This window comes from Streptomyces sp. 3MP-14, assembly GCF_006334905.2.
GTDB lineage: Bacteria > Actinomycetota > Actinomycetes > Streptomycetales > Streptomycetaceae > Streptomyces > Streptomyces triticirhizae.
In genome coordinates, this window is the sequence record NZ_VDLZ02000015.1 from 93,028 (window position 1) to 111,852 (window position 18,825).

The window sequence follows — 18,825 nt, forward strand, 5'->3', positions numbered from 1 at the left end:
CAAGCCCTAAACATCAGGTCTATCGGTCACCGCTGGTCATTCGTTCTCGCCCAAGAGGCCGGACCATGCCGGACACCATGCCGGACACCATGCCAGACACGACGTGGCCCGGGACCCCGGTCCGCCTCGCCTACGGTACCGACGGGCTGCTCGTCGACCTGCCGGGGCCGCCGGTGGACTCAGCGGTTGGGCCAGCCGTCCGCGCCCCACTCGATGGTGCCGAGGCCGAGCACGGAGCCGTCGCTCGGGTAGTAGTGGTAGGTGTAGTAGTCGGTCCCGTCCTCGGACATGACCCCCAGGTGGCCGGGTCCGTGGATGCCGGGTTGCGAGGCGTAGAACGTCTCGCCCACGCCCTCCTGGCCGGACTTGTTCACAAAGGGACCGGTGATCGACTCCGAGCGCGCCACATGGATCGTGTACGTGCTGTTGGTGCCGTCGCAGCAGCTGCCGGTGTTCCAGAAGAGGTAGTAGTAGCCGTCGTTGTAGTGCAGCGACGCGCCCTCCTTCCGACCGTCGAGCACCGGGTTGGCCGCCTGGTCCCCGACCGCGAGGCCCCGGTCGTCGAGCGGGGTGACGAAGATCTGCGGGGTGTTCTGGGGGTAGATGTAGCCGCCGCCCCAGACCAGCCACTCGTTGCCGTCCGCGTCGCGCACCGCCGCCGGGTCGATGGCCGCGTACTCGGCGACGGAGCCGGTGCTGACCACCGGGCCCCGGTCCTCCCAGCCGTAGTCGGGCGATTCGGGGTCGAGGGTGGGGGAGACCGCGAGGCCGATGGCCGTCTCCGGCACGCCGCCCCAGACCGCGATCGAGTAGTACAGCCGGAACTCGCCGTTGGCGTAGGTGATGTCGGGCGCCCACGTGTCCTGGCCGTCGTGTCCGGGAACGGCGTCCTGGACCCAGTCGGGCAGCCCGTCGGGGAAGACCGCCGGGCCGTCGTGCCAGGTCACCCGGTCCGTCGAGTACTTCATCGGGACGCCACGACCGGTGGAGTACACGTAGTACGTGTCCCCGTCCCTGATCATCCGCGACGGGTCGTGCGAGCCGATGTCGCCGCTGATCGGGATGGTCGCGGCCGTCGCACCGGGTGAGGTGGCGAAGGTGCACAGCAGCGCGAAGGCGAGGGCCAGCAGCAGCCCTGCCCTGCCGACGCGGGGGCGTCGGGCTCGTTTCGCGTGCGCCGTGAGTGAGGTCATCGGATCTCCTCGGGGGACCTGTCCTTGTGAGGCAGTGGGGGAAGAACGTCCGGGCGGGTCGGCCACGGCGCTCCCCTCGTGGCCGACCCACCCCGACGGCGCGGAGAAAACAGCTCCGCTCGGCGGCTGAAGCAGCCACCGAGCGGAGCTTACATCTGATGTATGTTCCCTGTCAGGACGGTGAACGCGGGTTTCTCTCCGCTTCGTTCGGATAGTTCCGGATCAAAGATCCGATGAATGGCGGGTGTTGGTCAGGGGATCGGCTCAGGAGGTGGTGAAGGAGACCGAGTCCACGTCGTAGTTGTTCTCACCCGGGGTGGTGAAGACGAGATACAGCTTGTGGGTGCCGGCCAGGTCGGCCACCTCCACCGCCTCGGTCGGCTGGTAGACGTCCCAGTCGCCGGTGGCCGTCACCGGCGTCGTCGCCAGCAGCTCGCCGTCCGGCGCGCCGGCCCGCAGCTCGATCGCCCCGCCGCCGTCCGGCGAGGAGATGCGGTAGCTGACGGAGTCCACGCCCTCGACGCTCATCGGCTCGAACGCGATCCAGTCGCCGTTGCTGATGTCGCCGATCCGCTGGCCGTTCTCCGCGTCCGGCTGGGAGACGATCCGCGTCCCCGACTGGTCGTGGTAGTACTCGGCCTGCTTGTGCTTCGGCTGGAGCAGCGCCCGGCCGTAGCCGGTCAGCGAGCCGGTGCCCTCGCCACCCTGGTCGGTGTAGCGCGCGTTGAGCACGTAGTACAGGTCCGCGCCCTCCGGGTGGCCGCCCAGGTCGCCGGTGTCCACCGTGCCGGAGCAGCCGTGCAGGTCGGTCGTCGGGTGCTCGTGGTCGTCATGCCCCAACGCCGGGTTGACGATGACCTGTTCGCAGTCGATCTCGCCGTCCTCCGGGTCGGTGACCGTCACCTGGTAGGGGATCTGGTCGCCGAACTCGATGAGTTGACCGCTGGTCGGGAAGTCGATGGTCACCGTCGGCGCCGTGTTCCCCACCGTGATGGGGATGTTGGCGTAGCCGGCGGCCCCGGTCGGGTTGGTCACCCTCAGCTGGGCGCTGTACTCGCCGACCTCCTCGTAGGCGTGGGAGACCTCGGGCCCGGTGGCGTCGAACGTGCCGTCGCCCTCGAAGTCCCACTCGTAGGTCAGCTCCCCGCCGCCCGGGTCCGAGGAGCCCTCGGCGGAGAACTCCACGGTCAACGGCGCCGGGCCGCTGGTCGTCGAAGCGCTCGCCTCGGCGATCGGGGCGCGCCCGTTCGGCGCGTAGTCGATCCGGTAGAGCCCGGAGTCGGAGTTCCCGCCGCCGAACTCGCTGCCCCACTCCAGGACATAGAGCGAGCCGTCCGGGCCGAAGGTCAGGTCCATCGGCTTGACGAACTCCTCCGTCGGCAGGAAGTCGTTGATCTGGTTCAACACCGCCCCGCCGTCGGAGGTCAGCGGAATCTCCTTGATGTAGTTCCTCGTCCACTCGAAGAGGAACTGCGTCCCGTCGTAGTACTCCGGGAACTTCGTCGGCGACGGGTTGTCCGGGTCGTAGCGGTAGACCGGGCCGCCCATCGGGCCTGAGCCGCCCTCGCCCAGCTCGGGGAACTCGGGCGAGACGCCGTAGCCGTACCAGACGTCCGGCTGCCGCACCGGCGGCAACTGCTCAAGACCGGTGTTGTTCGGCGAGGGGTTGGTCAGGTTGTCGCAGTCGAACTTCTCGCCGACCTCCCCGGTGTCCGGGTTGTAGGGCGCGTAGGGCTGGTTGTTGCCGTGGCAGAACGGCCAGCCGTAGTTGCCCGGCTCCTCGATGATGTTGTACTCCACCAGCCCCTCGGGCCCCCGGTCCGTGGTGGGGCCACCCCGGTCGGGCCCGTAGTCGGCGACGTGGACATAGCCGGTCTCGGGGTCGACGGAGAACCGGAACGGGTTGCGGAAGCCCATCGCGTAGATCTCGGGCCGGGTGCTCTCCGTGCCCTCGGCGAAGAGGTTCCCCTCCGGGATGGTGTAGCCGCCGTCGTCGGACGGCACCACCCGCAGGATCTTGCCGCGCAGGTCGTTGGTGTTGCCGGCGGTCCTGGCCGCGTCGAGCATCTCCTCGCCCTCGCGCCAGTCGATCGGCGCGTAACCCTGCCAGTCCGAGGACAGGTTGGGCGGCACGTCGTCACCGGTGGACAGGTAGAGGCTGCCGTCCGGGCCGAACGCGACGCTGCCGCCGGTGTGCCCGGGCTCGGGGTAGGTCCGGTCCCGGTAGGCCGGCACCTCGATCACCGTCTGCTCGCTCGCCACGTCCAGGGTGTTGCTCTCGACGGTGAAGCGGGAGAGCCGGTTGATGTCCTCTTCGCTGTCGGCCGGCGCGTAGTAGAGGTAGATCCAGCCGTTGGTCGCGAAGTCCGGGTCGAGCGCGAGGCCGACCAGGCCGTCCTCGCCTCCGGTGTAGACGTCCAACGTGCCGGCGGTGCTGGTGGAGTTGGTCGCCGGGTCGAAGACCTTCAGCTCGCCGCCGCGCTGGGCGTAGAAGACCCGCCCGTCGTCGGCGACGTCCAGCTCCATCGGGTCGGCGGTGTTGTCGTCCAGGGTGACCTTGTCGAAGTTGTTCCAGACGGTGCCGCCGCAGTCGCCCGGCAGGTTCCCGGCCGCCCACTTGATCCCGCCGACCACATGGTCGCGGAACGCCTCCTCGGTGTAGGAGGCCGCGTCATGGCCCATCGCGGTGGCCCAGACCTGGCCGCCCTCCGCCTCCCGGCACCACGAGATCGGGTGGTCGGGGCCCATCGCGTCGCCGCCCGGGTCGTAGGTCGACTCGTCGGCGGTGACCAGGACATGGACCTCGCCGCGCGGGTTGGGGTCGAAGTTGTACCACTCCTCCTCGCGCTCCCACACCTCCGGCAGCCCGGCGGTCGAGGGGTGCGCGTGGTCGGCGACATGCGCGGTGCCCTGGAGCACGCCGGGGGAGTGCGACGGCATGTGCGTGCCCCCGTTGACGAGGTCGTCCCACCAGGGGAACTCCTCCTCGATGCCCATGTCGAGGGTGTTGTGGATGGCGGCGATGCCGCCGCCGTTCTGGACATAGGTCTGGACGGCCGCGCGCTGCTCGTCGGTCTCCCAGATCATGCCGGAGTTCTGGAGCATCACCACGACGTCGTAGGTGGCGAGTTCCTCGTCGTTGAAGACGGTCGGGTCGTCGGTCTGGACGACCTCGAAGTTGTTCTCGGCGGCCTCCTCCTCCAGCATCTGGATGCCGGCGGGGATGGAGTCGTGGACATAGCCGACGGCCCGGGTGAAGACCAGGGCGCGGAAGTCGGCGGCGGCCTCGACGTCGTCGGCCTGGGCCAGCGCCGGCAGGGCGCCGAGCGCCAGCAGCGGCGCCGCGGCCAGCGCGAGCAGCCGTCTCCCGCGCGGCGCCGCGCGTCTTGTCGTGGGGCGGATGGAACGTTTCATGTGGGGGATTTCCTCTCCTCAGGGATGTGTGACGGAGTGGTGCGGCGATGGTGCCGCCCGGTGCGGCGGACACCTGGCGGTGCGGCTCTGGTGCGGCTCTGGTGCGGATCGACGGCCGCCGGGCGCGGCTCGTCGCTGTGCGGCGCGGCCGGCGGTGGTGGGGGTGCCGCCAGTGCTGCGGCCGGTCGTGGGGGATGCGGCTGGGGTGGAACGGCGCCCGGCCGGTGCCGGGTTGGGGTCCGGCGGGGCGCCGGGCTCAGGCGGCCGTGGCGGCCTGCCGGAGGAAGGCCAGGCCGCCGGTCGCGATGGCGTCCTGGGTGTCGGCCAGCGACCGCCAGACCGAGGCGGCCACCGCGATGGAGTCGTTGTGGGCGGTGAAGGACTCGATGCACAACGGCCCGGTGTAGCCCGCCTCCGGCAGCGCGCGCAGGAAGCCGGGCCAGTCCAGGTGGTCCATGCCGGGCGTGCCCCGGTCGTTGGCACAGACCTGGACATGGACGATCCGCCCGGCGGCCTGCCGGACCGCCCCCGGCAGCGAGTGCTCCTCGATGTTCTGGTGGTAGGTGTCCAGGGCCACGCCGATGCCCTCGGGCGGCAGCCCCTCCAGGGCCTTCAACGTCTGGCCCACCGTGTTCAACAGGCTGGTCTCGTAACGGTTCAACGGCTCGACCGCCAGCCGCACGCCCGCCGCGATCGCCTGCTCCACCACCGGCGCCAGATACTCGCGCCACTCCTCGTAGGCCGCCGCCCGCTCGGCCGGGGTCATCCGCCAGGTGCGGCCGACGGCCGTGTAGACCGGCCCGGCCACCACCGGCGCCTCGGTGGCCTGGGCGGCGTCCACACAGTGCAGCAGGTAGTCCTGGGTGGCGCGGACCGTCTTCGGGTCGGCCCGCACCAGGTCCCGGCCCGGCGTCATCACCGCGACCACGGCCGCCGGGGCCAGCTCGTGCCGCTTCAGCAGCCCCGCGACGTTCGCCGGCAGCCAGTCGCCGGGCGACTCCAGCGGCAGCTCGATCGCGTCGAAGCCCCAACCGGCCAGCTTGGGCACCGTCTCGGCGATGGCGTCCTCGTCCACCGGCGCGTGCCAGATCCACGGGTTGGCCCCGATGGCCAGGCGCATCAGCGACCTCCCCAGTCCTGCGGGTAGCCCGGCAGGTCCTCGCAGCCACACAGCCCGTAGTGCAGCGGCGGCAGGTTCTCGTTGACGTAGTCGTCCCGGTTCTCCTCGGTGATCACCGGCTGCGGCAGCACCCACTCGCTCGGCACCTCCTCACCGCCCAGCACCTGGAGCGCGGCGATGACCGGGGTGCGCCACTGGAACGTCGGGTAGCCGGGGGCGATCGCCGTCAGGTCGCGCTCGGCCCACGCCTGGAGGAAGTCCTGCTGGTCCTCGCCGCTGATCGGCGGCACGTCCAGGCCGGCGTCCTCGAACGCCTCGATGGCGGCGACGGCCGTCGCGCCCGAGTCCATCCACACGCCGTCGATGGAGCCGTGCCGCGCGATCGCGTCGGAGACGATGGACTTGGTCACGGCCGGGTCGCCCTCGGTGAACTCGACGTCGGCGACCTCCAGTTCGCTGTCCTCGAACGCCAACTCGGCGGCGGACCAGCGGTTCTCCAGCACGTCGACGCCGGGCGAGATGCGCAGCGCCAGGATCTTCCCGCCGGGCTCCACGTTCTCCACCAGGAAGTCGGCCGCCGCCGCGCCGTAGGCGTAGCCGCCGACCGGGTGGATGAACGTCACCGGGCAGTCGGTGTTGACGCCCCGGTCGAAGACGATGACCGGGAGCTTCGTGCACGCCTCCTCCACGGCCGGGGTCAGCGTCGCCGTGGTGTTGGGGGAGACGATCAGCAGGTCGCAGTCCTGCTCGCTGAGGTTCTGGATGTCGGAGATCTGCTTGTCGTCCTTGCCCTCCGCGTCCAGCACGGTGAACTCGGTGATCTCCTCGTGCTGGGCGACCTCGGCCTCCATGGTGGTCAGGCCCACCTGGCGCCACGGGTTGAAGACGCCCGCGTTGGAGAAGCAGAGGTGGATGCCCTCGTCCTCGGGCAGCGCGTACTCCTCGGTGCTGATCATCTCCGGCCGCAGCATCTGCTCCCAGGGCCGGCCCTCGGGGCCCTCCGGGGTCTCCTCGGCGAGCGCCAACTGCCGCTGGTACTCGTCCTCCTCGAAGAACTCGGCCTCCTGCGCGTCGCCGTCGCCCTCGCCCTCGGGCTGGGCGGAGCCGGCGGGGTCGGGCGGGCCCTCCGCCGGGGCGTCGGAGGAACAGGAGGCGAGCAGGCCGGCCGCCAACACGGCGGCCAACGCGGTGGCCGTTCTGCGGCGGGTGGGTCGGCCAACGCGGCGGCCGGCACGGTGGGTTCTCATGCGGTGGGTCCTCCAGTCGAGGGGTTTCTCTTGCTGGGTGCTGCGGTGGGTCCGGTGGGTCCGGTGGTTGGTGCGGTCGGTGGCGCGGTCCCGGGCGTTGACGGCGGCTCGGCCGACGGTGGTCCGGCCGGTGGCGGTCCGGCCGGTGGCGGCTGGTCCCGGTTCGGTGAACGGCGGCGCCAGCGTGACCAGTTGGCGGCGCCGACGGCGACGGCGGCGATCACGATCAGGCCCTGGACGGTGGGTTCGAGGGAGCCGGAGACGCCCCGCAGGTTGAGCAGCGTGAACAGCGCGGTCAGCGCGAACGCCCCCGCCATCGCGCCCACCACCGAACCCCGGCCGCCGCCCAGCAGCACCCCGCCGAGCACCACGGCCGTGATCGCCTCGAACTCCATCCCCGAGCCGGCCTGCGCCGACACCCCGGAGAACCCGCCCACCAGCACGGCGGCCAGCGCCGCAGCGGCGCCGGAGAGCACGAACGCCAGCGTCCGCACCCGGGCGGTGGCCACGCCCGACAGCTCGGCGGCCCGTTCGCTGTCCCCGGTGGCGATCAGCGTCCGGCCCCAGCGGGACCGCATCAGCCACCACACGGCGGCGCCCACCGCCGCGCAGACCAGCACCGCCCACGGCAGCCAGCCGAACGCGTCCTGCCGGCCCAACGCCCGGAAGTCGTCCGGGAGATACCCGGTCGGCGAGCCGCCGGTCCAGTAGAAGACGCCGCCCTCCAGGATCAGCATCATGCCCAGCGTGGTGATGAACGACGGCACGCCGAGCCCGGTGGTGATCAGCCCGTTGACCAGCCCGACCAGCGCGCCGGCCGCGACCAGCGCCAGCGTCACCACCAGCCAGTGCGCGCCGGGGAAGCTGTGGTAGATCTCGGCCGCCGCCACCACCCCTGTGGTGACGATCGCGCCGACGGACAGGTCGAAGTGGCCGCTGACGATGACCAGGTACTGGCCGGCGGCCAGCAGCACCAGGGGCGCGGCCCGGCGGACGAACGCCAGGAACCGGTCCGGCTCGTAGAAGCCCGCGTCGGTGACGGCCAACGCGCCCAGCAGCAGCGCCAACAGCACATAGACGGGCAGCGCGCTGCCCAGCGCCTGGGTGAGCCGGGTGCCCGGGCGCACCGGCGCCTGGATGGGGGTCGCGGTCGTGGTGGTCATCCGGTCCTCCCCGCGCGGCGGCGGCCTCGGGCGTAGACGGCGACGGCGGCGATGATGACGACGCCGCGCAGCACGTTCTTGAAGAACGGGTCGATCGCCAGCTGGTTGAAGACGCTGTCCAGCACGGCCAGCACGGTCACCCCGCCGAGCGTGCCCAGCACCCCGCCGCGCCCGCCGGCCAGGATGGTGCCGCCCAACACCACGGCGGCGATGGACTCCAGGTCGTAGCGGGCCTCGGTGCCCGCCCAGGGCGAGCCGGCGCCGAACCGCGCGGCGAGGAACAGCGCCGCGATGCCGACACACAGCGCGCACAGCACATGGGCGATCAGCACGGTGCGTTCGGTGCGCACGCCGGACAGCCGCGCGGCGTGCTCGTCGCCGCCGGTGGCGTACATGTGGTGGCCAATACGGGTGCGCCGCAGCACGAACCACAGCGCCAACGCCACGGCTACCAGCAGGAACACGGAGACCGGCACCGGGCCGATCCGGTCGTAGCCCAGGCGCTGGAAGGAACGGGAGACCTCGCCGGCCGGGCCGGTGTAGTTGTCCTCGATCCAGCCGCGCAGGATCAGGCCGACGCCGAGCGTGGCGATGAACGCGTTCACCTTCAGCCGCGTCACGACCAGCCCGTTCGCCAGGCCGACGCCCAGGCACAGCGCCAGCACGGCCAGGATCGCCGGGACCATGTTGCCGTCGCTGCCGGCCATGGTCTCGGCCGCCACCAGGGTGCCCAGGCTGGCGAGATAGGCGACGGACAGGTCGAGCGAGCCGGTGAGGATGACCATGGTCTGGCCGAGGGCGATCAGGCCGAGCGCCACGCAGTTCTGGAGGATGCCGGTGATGTTGGGCTGGGTGAGGAACTCCCCGCCGCGTGCGGTCACCACGATCCAGCCGAGCAGGGTCACGCCGAGCGCGGCCAGCCAGATGCCGACGGTGGGGTCGGCGAGGCGGCGGCGCCAGCGGTCCCAGCCCGGGGGTCTGACGGCGGTCAGCGTCGCTGGTTCGGAAGCGGCGGTCATCAGGCGGCCCCCGCCCGGTCGGCGCCGGTGGCCGTGGCCCTTCGCATGATCTCCTCCTCGCTCGGCCCGGCCGGCAGTTCGCCCGCCGGCCGGCCGTCGGACAGCACCAGCACCCGGTCGCTCATCCCGATCAGCTCCGGCAGTTCGGAGGAGATCAGCAGCACGGCCAGGCCCTCGGCCGCCAACTCCCGTACCAGGGTGTGGATCGCGGCCTTGGCGCCCACGTCGACGCCCCGGGTCGGCTCGTCGAAGAGCAGCACCCTCGGGCGGGCGGCCAGCCACTTGGCGATGACGACCTTCTGCTGGTTGCCGCCGGAGAGGAAACGGACCTCCCGGCCGGTGGAGCGGGACGTCAGGCGGACCCGGTCCAGCAGCCGGGTCACCGTCTCCTCGCCGCCGCCGCGTTCCCCGATACCCACGGCACGGGTCACCAACAGCGTGTTGTCCCGAACCGACTGACGCAGCGTCAGGCCCTCGGCCTTGCGGTCCTCGCCGACCAGCGCGATGCCCGCGCGGATCGCCTCCCGGGGGCGGCGCGGGCGCACCGGCCGGCCGGCGACGGTCATGCTGCCCCGGGTGAACGGGTCGGCGCCGAAGATCGCCCGGGCCAGCGCGCTGCGGCCCGAGCCCTGGAGCCCGGCGACGCCGAGCACCTCGCCGGCGCGCACGGTCAGGTCGATGTCGGACAGCCGGTCGTTGCCGCCGCCGGCGACGGTCAGCACCGGCTCGCCCAGCGCCTCGGGCGCGGCGCGGGGCGGGTAGTAGGCGCGCAGCTCGCGGCCGACCATGGCGCTCACGATCTGGTCCACGTCGGTGTCGGCGGTCCGCACACAGGTCACCCGCCGGCCGTCCTTCAACACCGTGATGCGCTGAGAGAGTTCGAAGATCTCCCGCATCCGGTGGGAGACGTAGAGGATGCCGAGCCCGCGCGCGGTCAGCCGGCGGACCAGGTCGAAGAGGGTGGCCACCTCGTGCTCGGCGAGCGCGGCGGTGGGCTCGTCCATGATGAGAATCCGAACGTCGGCGGCGAGTGCCTTGGCGACCTCCACGGTCTGTTGGAGGGCGACGGACAGCTCGCGGACGGGGGTGTCGGGGGCGATCTCGGATGCGTTCAACTCGGCCAGCAGCTCGGTGGTCCGGCGGGCCATCGCCGCGCGGTCCACCAGGCCCCGGCGGGTGGGCTCGCGGCCCAGGAACACGTTCTCGGCGACGGTCCGGTCCGGGAGCAGGGCCAGCTCCTGGTGGATGATCCCGACGCCCGCCGCCTGGGCCTGGGCGGGGTGGCCGAAGGCCCGGGGCGTTCCGTCGATCTCGATGCGGCCGCTGTCGGGGGTGTGCTCCCCGCTGAGCAGCTTCATCAGCGTTGACTTGCCGGCGCCGTTCTCGCCGACGACGGCGTGCACCTCCCCCGGGTCGAGGTCGAGGGAGACGCTGTGGAGGACGCGGATGCCGAGAAAACTCTTTGTCATGTCCTGCATCAGCAGCATGTGGGCACTGTCGAGGCGAAAGAACTGACTGTCAAGAGACAAAGCAGGGTCAGAAGGGAGCGAGGGGGAGAGGTTTTTGTTGAATGCGAGTCAACTTTTGCCTGATGCTGGCGAAAGTTGGGTCGGGTTCGGGCGGTTGCGAGGCTCCGTGCTGGCGGTGGTGGCGACAGGGTGGGTGGGGCCCGTTATGTGATCGTTCGCTCCGAAGATGTTTGATCTTTCGGCGGTGAGGGAGGGGGAGTTGGGCCCGGAACGCCGGGAGTGAGGCTGGACATCATATGTTTCCCGCCGGCGGGTGGGAATGTGTGCGCACGCTCTTCCCTGCGGGACCTCGCGCAGCGCCCCGCGCGCTACGGGGGCCGCGACGTTGGTGACGCCGCGTCAGGGCGACGCCCGCGCGGGTGCGTTCGGTCGCCGGAGGGGGCGGGTGCCCGACTCCCGATCCGAGGCGGCGGTGGGGTCGGGTGCGACGAACGGGACTGAACACCGACCGGCGGGGCCCGGACCACACGGGCGGGCCCCGCCCGGGGGCGCCGACCGGACCGCGACCGGCGGGGGAACCCCCGTACGGCAGAACGGTAGTGACGGCGCTGTCCCGCCGCTTTCACGGCGGCGAAAGGGGGCCGGGGCGTTCGCGGCGAGTGCCGTGGAACGGCCCGGGGCGTCGAGAAATGGTCCGATCAATCATCCAGCCGACGCGGCGGTGATCCGTCCGGAAGATTACGTAGTATCCCTGGAAGTCGCCGAATTGGGATGTTCTGATGGCCCAGCCCGCCGGGACGGAAGAGGCCATTGGTCCAACCAATCGAGGTCCGGTGGCGGCACACCGGCACACCACGGCACACCACGGCACACCACGGCCTCACGAGCGGAGCCACACAGGAATGACCGACACCCACACCGCCCGGCCCGGCGAGACGCTGCTCACCTACGCGCGCCCGGCACAGGCGTGGACCGACGCCCTGCCGTTGGGCAACGGAACGCTGGGCGCGATGTGCTTCGGCGGCGTCGACGCCGACCGCCTCCAACTCAACGACCACACCTGCTGGTCGGGCTCGCCCGCCTCCGCCGAGGGCAACCCGCTGCTCGCGCCGGGCGAGGGCCCCCGGGTGGTCGCCGCCGCCAGGGCCGCCCTCGACGCGGGCGACGTCCGGGCGGCCGAGGACGCGTTGCACCGCCTCCAGCACGGGCACAGCCAGTCGTTCCAGCCGCTCGCCGACCTCTGGCTCACCCACCCCGAGCCGCTGGGCGAGCCCACCGACTACCGCCGCTCCCTCGACCTGGCCGAGGCCGTCGCCCGCCACGCCTACACCGCCGGCGGAACCACCGCCGGCGGAACCACCGCCGGCGGAACGCGGATCGCCCAGGAGACCTGGATCAGCGCCCCCGCCGGGGCGTTGGTGCTGCGCCGCACCGCCGGGGCCGGGCGGCTGCCGGCCACCCGGATAGCGTTCACCTCCCCGCACCCCACCGCCCGCGCCACGGCCGGCGTCGCCGTCGGCCAGCTGGAGTGCCTGGCGCTGATGCCGTCGGAGGTGGCGCCCCCACACGAGGCGGACCTCCCCGACCCGATCCGCTACGCCGGCGGCCCCGGCGAGGTGGTCTCCGCGCTGGCCGCCGCCCGCGTCATCACCGACGGGCGGACCGTCGCCGACGGGGACGGGCTGCTGGTCAGTGACGCCACCACCCTCACCGTGCTGCTGAGCAGCGAGACCGACCACCGGGGCCCGCTCACCGCCCCGCACGGCGACGCCGAGCTGCTGCGCCGGGCGCTCACCGAACGGCTGGACCGGCTCGCCGAGCGCGTCCTCAGCGGCGGCCTCGCCGACCTGCGGGCCGAACACGCCGCCGAACACGGCGCGTTGTTCGACCGCGCCCACCTCACGCTGGCCGCGCCGGCGCAAGCGGCGCCGCCGGCGCAGCCCGGGCCGCCCGTGGGGCTGCCCACCGACGAGCGGCTGCGCCGCCACCAGGAGGGCGAGCCCGACCCGGGCCTCGCCGCGCTCGCCTTCCACTACGGCCGCTACCTGCTGATCGCCAGCTCCCGGCCCGGCACCCTGCCCGCCAACCTCCAGGGACTCTGGAACGCCCAGGTCCGCCCGCCGTGGAGCAGCAACTACACCACCAACATCAACGCCGAGATGAACTACTGGCCGGCCGAGCCGACCGGCCTGCCCGAGTGCCACACCGCGCTCCTCGACTGGCTCACCGCCGTCCGCCCCCGGGGCGCCGCCGTCGCCCGCACCCTCTACGGGCTGAACGGCTGGGCGATGCACCACAACTCCGACGCCTGGGGCTTCTCCCTCCCGGCCGGCGAGGGCGACGCCGACTGCTGCTGGTCGTTCTGGCCGCTGGGCGCGGCCTGGCTCGCCTCCCATGTGTGGGACCACTACGACTACGGCCGCGACCTCGACTTCCTGGCACGCCAGGGCTGGCCGCTGGTCCGCGACGCCGGCACCTTCTGCCTGGAGTGGCTGGTGGAACGCCCCGACGGCCGGCTGGGCACCTCGCCCTCCACCTCGCCCGAGAACAAGTTCGTCGCCCCCGACGGCGCGGGCGCCGCCGTCTCCGTCTCCGCCACCGCCGATCTCGCCCTGATCCGCCACCTGTTGGAACGGGGCCTGGCCATCCTCGACGCGCTCGCCGAACGCGGCGTCACGGACGACGGCTGGCGCGCCGCCGCGGCCGCCGCGTTGGAACGCCTCCCCGCCGAACGGGTCGCCCCCGACGGCCGGTTGGCCGAGTGGTCCCACGACCTGCCCGACGCCGAGCCGGCCCACCGGCACACCTCCCACCTGGTCGGGGTCTACCCACACACCCGGATCGACCCCGAACGCACGCCGGAGCTGGCCGCCGCCGCCCGCCGCACGCTGGACGCGCGCGGCCCGAGGTCCACCGGCTGGTCACTGGCCTGGCGGCTGGCGCTGCGCGCCCGACTCCGGGACGCCGAGGGCGCGTTGACCACGGTGCGGTCGTTCCTGCGACCGATGGCCGACGACGCGTCCGACGAGCCGTCGATGAGCGCGCCCTCGGGGGTGTACCGCAACCTGTTCTGCGCGCACCCGCCGTTCCAGATCGACGGCAACTTCGGCTTCACGGCCGGCATCGCGGAGATGCTGCTGTGGTCCGAGGCGGAACGGCCAGGCACCACAACGGTGTTGCTGCTGCCGGCGGTGCCCGACGCGTGGCCCGAGGGCTCCTTCACCGGGCTTCGGGCGCGGGGCGGGGTGACGGTGGACGCGAACTGGTCGGCGGGACGGGCCCGTTGGGCCCGCCTCACGGCCGGCGCCGACCGCGAGGTGACGCTGCGCTGGCGCGGCGGCACCCACGTGGTGCGGCTCGCCGCCGGCGAGCCGCACGAGGTGATCTGCGACGGGTGAAGGCCGGAACGGAGGCCGGAGCCCCGGGGGGCTCCGGCCAGGGCGGGGCGCGCCGGGAGTTGGGCCGGCTGGGCCGGGGAGTGCTGCCGGGCGCGGTGGTGAGCGGTAGCGGTCCGGTGGGGGTGAGCTGTGGGTGAGTGTCTTGGCCGGGCTGGGGGCGGGCGCCGTGTTCGGGTGGAGTGGAGGGGTGTGGGGTGTCGCTCTCGGCGGGGTGAGGAACGGGCCGGGGCGCGCCGGGAGTTGCCCCGGGGCGCGCCGGGGGTTGCCCCCGGCCGGGGCCGGTACCGCGCTGGGCGAGCTTTGCCTTGGCCGGGTCGGGGGTTGTCCCCGGCAAGGAGGGTTATGCCGCTGGGTGTGAGTTGGGCTGGCCGGGCCAGAGATGCCGCTGGGTGGTCCGGTGGGGGTGAGCCGTGGGTGAGTGTCTCGGTCGAGTGTGGGGTGTGGCATTCGGCGGGGTGGGGGACGGGCTCGGGGGTGCTCGATGGGGGGTGACACCGGCCGGGGTTGTCTCCCGTGCTGGTGAACGGGGGTATGCCGTGGGTGAGTTTCCGCTGTGGCGGGGGGCCCGTGGGCGGATGCGGGTTCCGGCGTGTCGACCTCGCCGTGGTGGCGGCCGGGCGAGGCGGTCCAGGGGTTCGTCCACCGCGCCGATGCCGTCCAGAGCGTTGGCCGGATGGGCGGCCCCGGCGCGGCGAGGTCCCGCGACCGGGCAACGGACGTCTATCGGCCGCGAGTCGGGCGGTGCCCCGTTGCCTCGGCCTCCGCAGCATCGGCACCGCTCTGAGCCGGATCGGCCGCCGCCGGGCGGGGGCCACCGGCGCACCCGTCCCGCCGCCGGCGCGGGCCGCGCGCGCCGCGCTGCGGCTCGCGCTCCCCTTCACGCCCCGCGCGCAGCGGCCGCGGCGTAGGACCAGAGGCGGTCCGCCGCCTCCGGGGAGGCCGCGTGGGGGGCCAGGGCGGACGGGTTCTCCTGGTTGTCCTCGACATAACGGCCGGTGATCCCGTTCAACAGCGGCGAGGCCGCCAGCAACACGGCGGTCGCCGCGCCCTGTTCGGGCGTCTTGTAGTACGGCGGCGGCGTCACGTTGCCCGCCGGGTCCAGCACGCCGAACGCCCGCATGGTGGCATCGTCCACATGGCGCTGGAGGCCGGTGAGGATGTAGCCGGGGTTGAGCGCGTTGGCCGTGATCCCGTCCGTCGCCCAGCGGCGGGCGGCGCCCGTCGCGAGGAGGATGTCGGCCGTCTTGGACTGCCCGTAGGCCGCCCACGGGTCATAGGGGCGTCGCTCGAAGTGGGGGTCGTCGAAGTCGAAGGGTTCGCCCTGGTGGGCGCCCGAGCTGACGACCACGAGCCGGGCCGCGCCGGCCTCCCGCAGCGCCCCGTGCAGGCCGAGGGCCAGCGCGAAGTGGCCGAGGTGGTTGGTGGCGAGCTGCATCTCCCAGCCGTTCGGGGCGAGGGTGCGCTCGGGTAGGGCCATGATCCCGGCGTTGGCGACCAGGATGTCCAACGGCCCGCGCCAGGCGCGGGCGAACGCGTGGACGGAGGCCAGGTCGGACAGGTCGAGTGGTTCCGCCAGCACCCGGCCGGCGCCGGGGACGGCGGACAGCTCTCCGATCAACGGCTCGGCGGACCCGGGGCGGCGTGTGGCGATCGTGACCTCGGCGCCGGCGGTGGCCAGGGCCCGGACGGTCTCCGCGCCGAGGCCCGAGGCGCCGCCGGTGACCACGGCCCGCCGGCCGCCGAGATCCACGCCCTCGATCACCTCGGCGGCGGTGGCCCGGGCGGAGAACGGCGACGAGAACGGTGTCGGGGACGGCGACGTGGACGGTGAGGGTGGCGGGGCAGCGTCGGGGGAGTGGGATGGCTGGGTCATGGGGCCACGCTACGACGAGCGGGCTGGACAAACTATAATTGGAAGTCCCCTGTTCTTTAGCGAGCGTCCAAACGCGGGACCGTTGGACGCCCGGGAGTGGCCATGGACCCCCTTGAGGACGTGCTGACCCTGCTGGAGCCGCGCGGCCGGCTCTCCGCCAGCCTGGTGGCGGGCGGACGGTGGGGCCTGCGCTTCGACGCGCCGCCCGGCGTGAAGTTCAACGCCGTCCGGCGCGGCTCCTGCCTGCTGGAGGTCGCGGGCGCCGCCGAGCCGCACGACGGCGAGGACCGCCCCGCGCCAATCGAGCTGGCGGAGGGCGACTGCTATCTGCTCACCCGGCGGCGCCCCTTCACGCTCCGCAGCGATCCGGCGGCGGAGCCGGTTGACGCCGGTGCCGTCTTCGCCCGGGCCGAGGACGGCCTCGCGCGGGTGGGGCGGGGCGAGGAGACGTACCTCATCGGCGGCGGCTTCACCTTCGGGACCCGCGCCCAGGAACTCCTCCTCGACCGGCTGCCGCCCGTCGTGCACCTGCCGGCCGCCACCCCGCACGCGGAGGCCGTGCGGTGGGCGCTCGGCGAGATCGACCGGGAGCTCACGCGCCGGCCGGCCGCCGCCACCCTGGTGGCGGAGCATCTCGCCGTCGTCATGCTCGTCCATGTGCTGCGGCTGTACCTCGCGCGCGAGCCACGCGCGGTGTCCGGCTGGCTGGCCGGCCTGCGGGACCCCGTGGTCGCGGCGGCCCTCACCGCGCTGCACCGCGAGCCCGCGCGCCCCTGGACCGTGGCCGAACTGGCGGGCGCCGCCTCGGTGTCCCGCTCCACGTTGGCCGCCCGCTTCAAGGCCACGGTCGGCCAGGGCCCCCTCGAATACCTCACCCGCTGGCGCATCGAACTCGCCGCCAGGCGACTGCGCGAGAGCGGGGGAGGGGCCGCCACCCTCGCCACCATCGCGCACGCCGTGGGCTACGGCTCGGAGAGCGCCCTGAGCGTCGCCTTCAAGCGGGTCGTGGGAATGTCCCCGGGCGACTACCGCCGCCAGCGGCCGGCGCGTTGACCGGCACGGACTCCCACGCGCCTCGCCGCCGACATCCTGCTCACGCCTCGACGGCGGCCGAACCTCCGTGTGGCGCACGCTCGTTGAGACGCCCGGAGCGGAACGTGTCGACCTCCACCGTCGTGTCCGCGAAGCCCGCCGTGGCCAGCGTCGCGTCGAGGTCGGGCAACGCCCGGGCCGCCGCCTTGGCCAGGTCGGCGTCCCGCAGCGGGGTTGTGCGTCCCGCGCCGCGCGCCGGCGCGAATGCCGGGGCGGAACGGGGCGCGGGCGTCGTCCGCGTTGGTGCCGGTCGTGACCTGCGGGAAGCCCTCGGCGCCGGCCACGGCCGCGATGGTGTCCAGCACCCGCTCCCCGCCCAGCGCGCGAACGGCCGCCGCCAGCAGGTGCACCACCTGGCCCGGGCGGCTCTTCTTCATGGTGGCGGGGGGATGCGGCCGCGGCGGAGACCCGGCCGCTGGCGGGCGGCAACGGGGCGCAGACCGTCTCGGTCACGCCCAACGCGTGCAGCGCGGCCGCCGTGCAGCCGTGCCTCCGCCTCGGCGATCGCGGTCAGGGCGGCAACGGCCATGTCCGCGACCAGAAAAGATCCGATCTCTTCAGGGTGTTGAGGCGCCACACTCCCGGATGATGGATGAATCCCGGCCCAAGGATGCCCAGGAGGCCGACGTCAACGCCTCAGGGAATCGGATGCGGATCGACGTCGCCCACCGTGGGCGTCACGCGTTCCATCAGCCCGTCCGCGCCGAAGGTCAACCGGTCCACGGTCACCTCGCGATGGGTGCCGTCCCCGCCGGGGATGGCGAACCGGTGGTAGACGATGTACCAGTCGTCCGTTCCCGGCACCCGGAGCACCGAGTTGTGGCCGGTGCCGAGGATGCCCAGCGCCGGGTCCTTCTCCAGGATCACGCCGTGATAGGTGAACGGCCCGGTTGGGCCGGGCGAAGTGGCGTAGCCGACGCGGTAGTTCTCGCTGCGGGTGTCGTCGATGGAGTAGGTGAGGTGGTAGAGGCCGTCCCGCTTCACCATGAACGGCGCCTCGCGGAAGCCGTCCAGGCCGGTGAACCGCACCACGTCCGCCGGGTCGAAGGACACCATGTCCTCGGCCAGCGGCACCACGAACCCGGAGCCGTTGCCCCAGTAGAGATACGCCTGGCCGTCGTCGTCCACGAAGACGGCCGGGTCGATCGCCTGGCCCCGGCCGTCCGGGTTCCGCTCCACCAGCGGCGCGCCCGAGTCGGTGAACGGGCCGGTCGGGGAGTCCCCGGTGGCCACGCCGATCCGGCCCTCGGCCGAGTAGTAGAAGTAGAACGTGCCGTCGCGTTCCACCATCGTTGGCGCCCAGGCGTTGCCGTCGGCCCACGCCACGTCGGGCCCCAGGTCCAGGATCACGCCCTCGTCGGTCCAGTTGACCAGATCCTTGGACGACCAGGCGCTGAACGTGGTCCCGCTCCAGTCGGGGAAGCCGTCGGTGGTGGGATAGATGTAGTAGGTGTCGCCGACCGTGATGATGTTGGGGTCGGCCTGGTAGCCCTCCAACGCCGTTGGCTGGACGCCCTGTTGGGCGACGGCGGCGGACTCGGCGGGCGAGAGTGCGGCCGGCGGGAGCGCGGCCGGCGAGGGCGTGGCGCCGCCCGCCGCGCCCCGCGCCGAGGACGCGGCGAACAGCGCCAGGCCCAGCACCGCCAGCACGGCCACCAGCCGCCCCGGGGCCCGGGCGGCTAACCGCACCCGCCGACCGGGCGGCGCCGAGGGACGCGCTGGCCTCGATGGGGTTGATGACATGGGTGAAACTCCTTTCGGAGGTGGGGGATTCACACCGGGATTCCGTTGGGGCCCGTGGGGCCCGTGGGGCCCGTGGGGGCCATGGGGCCCGTGG

General features: G+C 72.9%; 12 protein-coding genes. 2 read left to right on the forward strand and 10 right to left on the reverse strand.

Going from position 1 to position 18,825, the window contains the following annotated elements:
• Positions 1-179: 179 nt before the first annotated feature.
• From FH609_RS23500 to FH609_RS23530, 7 genes are all read right to left on the reverse strand, one after another.
• The gene (locus FH609_RS23500; RefSeq protein ID WP_139667455.1) at positions 180-1,193 is read right to left on the reverse strand and encodes an arabinan endo-1,5-alpha-L-arabinosidase; all 1,014 of its coding nucleotides are present in this window, start codon (positions 1,191-1,193) and stop codon (positions 180-182) included.
• Positions 1,194-1,457: 264 nt separating this feature from the next.
• Entirely contained in the window at positions 1,458-4,607 is a 3,150-nt protein-coding gene (locus tag FH609_RS23505; RefSeq protein ID WP_139667456.1) for a ThuA domain-containing protein, read from the reverse strand.
• A gap of 256 nt (positions 4,608-4,863) precedes the next feature.
• Positions 4,864-5,727, reverse strand: coding sequence for a sugar phosphate isomerase/epimerase family protein (locus FH609_RS23510; RefSeq protein WP_139667457.1), 864 nt, complete (start codon positions 5,725-5,727; stop codon positions 4,864-4,866).
• Positions 5,727-6,974, reverse strand: a complete 1,248-nt coding sequence (locus FH609_RS23515) for a substrate-binding domain-containing protein (protein ID WP_139667458.1) — start codon at positions 6,972-6,974, stop codon at positions 5,727-5,729. Before FH609_RS23515 ends, FH609_RS23510 begins: the two co-directional genes overlap by 1 nt.
• The gene (locus FH609_RS23520; RefSeq protein WP_139667459.1) at positions 6,971-8,137 is read right to left on the reverse strand and encodes an ABC transporter permease; all 1,167 of its coding nucleotides are present in this window, start codon (positions 8,135-8,137) and stop codon (positions 6,971-6,973) included. The genes FH609_RS23515 and FH609_RS23520 overlap by 4 nt, the downstream gene beginning before the upstream one ends.
• Positions 8,134-9,156 carry an ABC transporter permease gene (locus FH609_RS23525; RefSeq protein WP_139667460.1) on the reverse strand — a complete coding sequence of 341 codons (1,023 nt, stop codon included), beginning with the start codon at positions 9,154-9,156 and terminating at the stop codon, positions 8,134-8,136. Before FH609_RS23525 ends, FH609_RS23520 begins: the two co-directional genes overlap by 4 nt.
• Complete coding sequence (locus tag FH609_RS23530; protein WP_139667461.1) at positions 9,156-10,643, reverse strand: sugar ABC transporter ATP-binding protein; 1,488 nt, start codon at positions 10,641-10,643, stop codon at positions 9,156-9,158. The genes FH609_RS23525 and FH609_RS23530 overlap by 1 nt, the downstream gene beginning before the upstream one ends.
• Positions 10,644-11,527: 884 nt before the next feature.
• On the opposite strand from FH609_RS23530, the gene FH609_RS23535 reads away from it, so the two are divergent.
• Complete coding sequence (locus FH609_RS23535; RefSeq protein ID WP_193317877.1) at positions 11,528-14,023, forward strand: glycosyl hydrolase family 95 catalytic domain-containing protein; 2,496 nt, start codon at positions 11,528-11,530, stop codon at positions 14,021-14,023.
• Positions 14,024-14,900: 877 nt separating this feature from the next.
• Here the strand turns inward: FH609_RS23535 and FH609_RS23540 are convergent.
• The gene (locus FH609_RS23540; protein ID WP_226961905.1) at positions 14,901-15,773 is read right to left on the reverse strand and encodes an SDR family NAD(P)-dependent oxidoreductase; all 873 of its coding nucleotides are present in this window, start codon (positions 15,771-15,773) and stop codon (positions 14,901-14,903) included.
• A 225-nt stretch (positions 15,774-15,998) separates the two neighbouring features.
• Between FH609_RS23540 and FH609_RS23545 the strand changes: the two genes are divergently transcribed.
• Positions 15,999-16,949 carry an AraC family transcriptional regulator gene (locus FH609_RS23545; RefSeq protein WP_139667464.1) on the forward strand — a complete coding sequence of 317 codons (951 nt, stop codon included), beginning with the start codon at positions 15,999-16,001 and terminating at the stop codon, positions 16,947-16,949.
• 40 nt (positions 16,950-16,989) lie between these two features.
• On the opposite strand, the gene FH609_RS32195 is transcribed toward FH609_RS23545, so the two are convergent.
• Both FH609_RS32195 and FH609_RS23555 read right to left on the reverse strand, forming a co-directional pair.
• Complete coding sequence (locus FH609_RS32195) at positions 16,990-17,118, reverse strand: hypothetical protein (RefSeq protein WP_264372761.1); 129 nt, start codon at positions 17,116-17,118, stop codon at positions 16,990-16,992.
• Between the two features lie 506 nt (positions 17,119-17,624).
• Positions 17,625-18,677 (reverse strand): family 43 glycosylhydrolase, encoded by a 1,053-nt coding sequence (locus FH609_RS23555; protein WP_139667465.1) that lies wholly within the window; start codon positions 18,675-18,677, stop codon positions 17,625-17,627.
• Positions 18,678-18,825 lie beyond the last annotated feature (148 nt).

Bases quoted from the DNA above. Each gene is read 5' to 3' on its own strand.
- FH609_RS23500 (WP_139667455.1), bottom strand. From the start codon at position 1,193: ATGACCTCACTCACGGCGCACGCGAAACGAGCCCGACGCCCCCGCGTC.
- FH609_RS23505 (WP_139667456.1), bottom strand. From the start codon at position 4,607: ATGAAACGTTCCATCCGCCCCACGACAAGACGCGCGGCGCCGCGCGGG.
- FH609_RS23510 (WP_139667457.1), bottom strand. From the start codon at position 5,727: ATGCGCCTGGCCATCGGGGCCAACCCGTGGATCTGGCACGCGCCGGTG.
- FH609_RS23515 (WP_139667458.1), bottom strand. From the start codon at position 6,974: ATGAGAACCCACCGTGCCGGCCGCCGCGTTGGCCGACCCACCCGCCGC.
- FH609_RS23520 (WP_139667459.1), bottom strand. From the start codon at position 8,137: ATGACCACCACGACCGCGACCCCCATCCAGGCGCCGGTGCGCCCGGGC.
- FH609_RS23525 (WP_139667460.1), bottom strand. From the start codon at position 9,156: ATGACCGCCGCTTCCGAACCAGCGACGCTGACCGCCGTCAGACCCCCG.
- FH609_RS23530 (WP_139667461.1), bottom strand. From the start codon at position 10,643: ATGCTGCTGATGCAGGACATGACAAAGAGTTTTCTCGGCATCCGCGTC.
- FH609_RS23535 (WP_193317877.1), top strand. From the start codon at position 11,528: ATGACCGACACCCACACCGCCCGGCCCGGCGAGACGCTGCTCACCTAC.
- FH609_RS23545 (WP_139667464.1), top strand. From the start codon at position 15,999: ATGGACCCCCTTGAGGACGTGCTGACCCTGCTGGAGCCGCGCGGCCGG.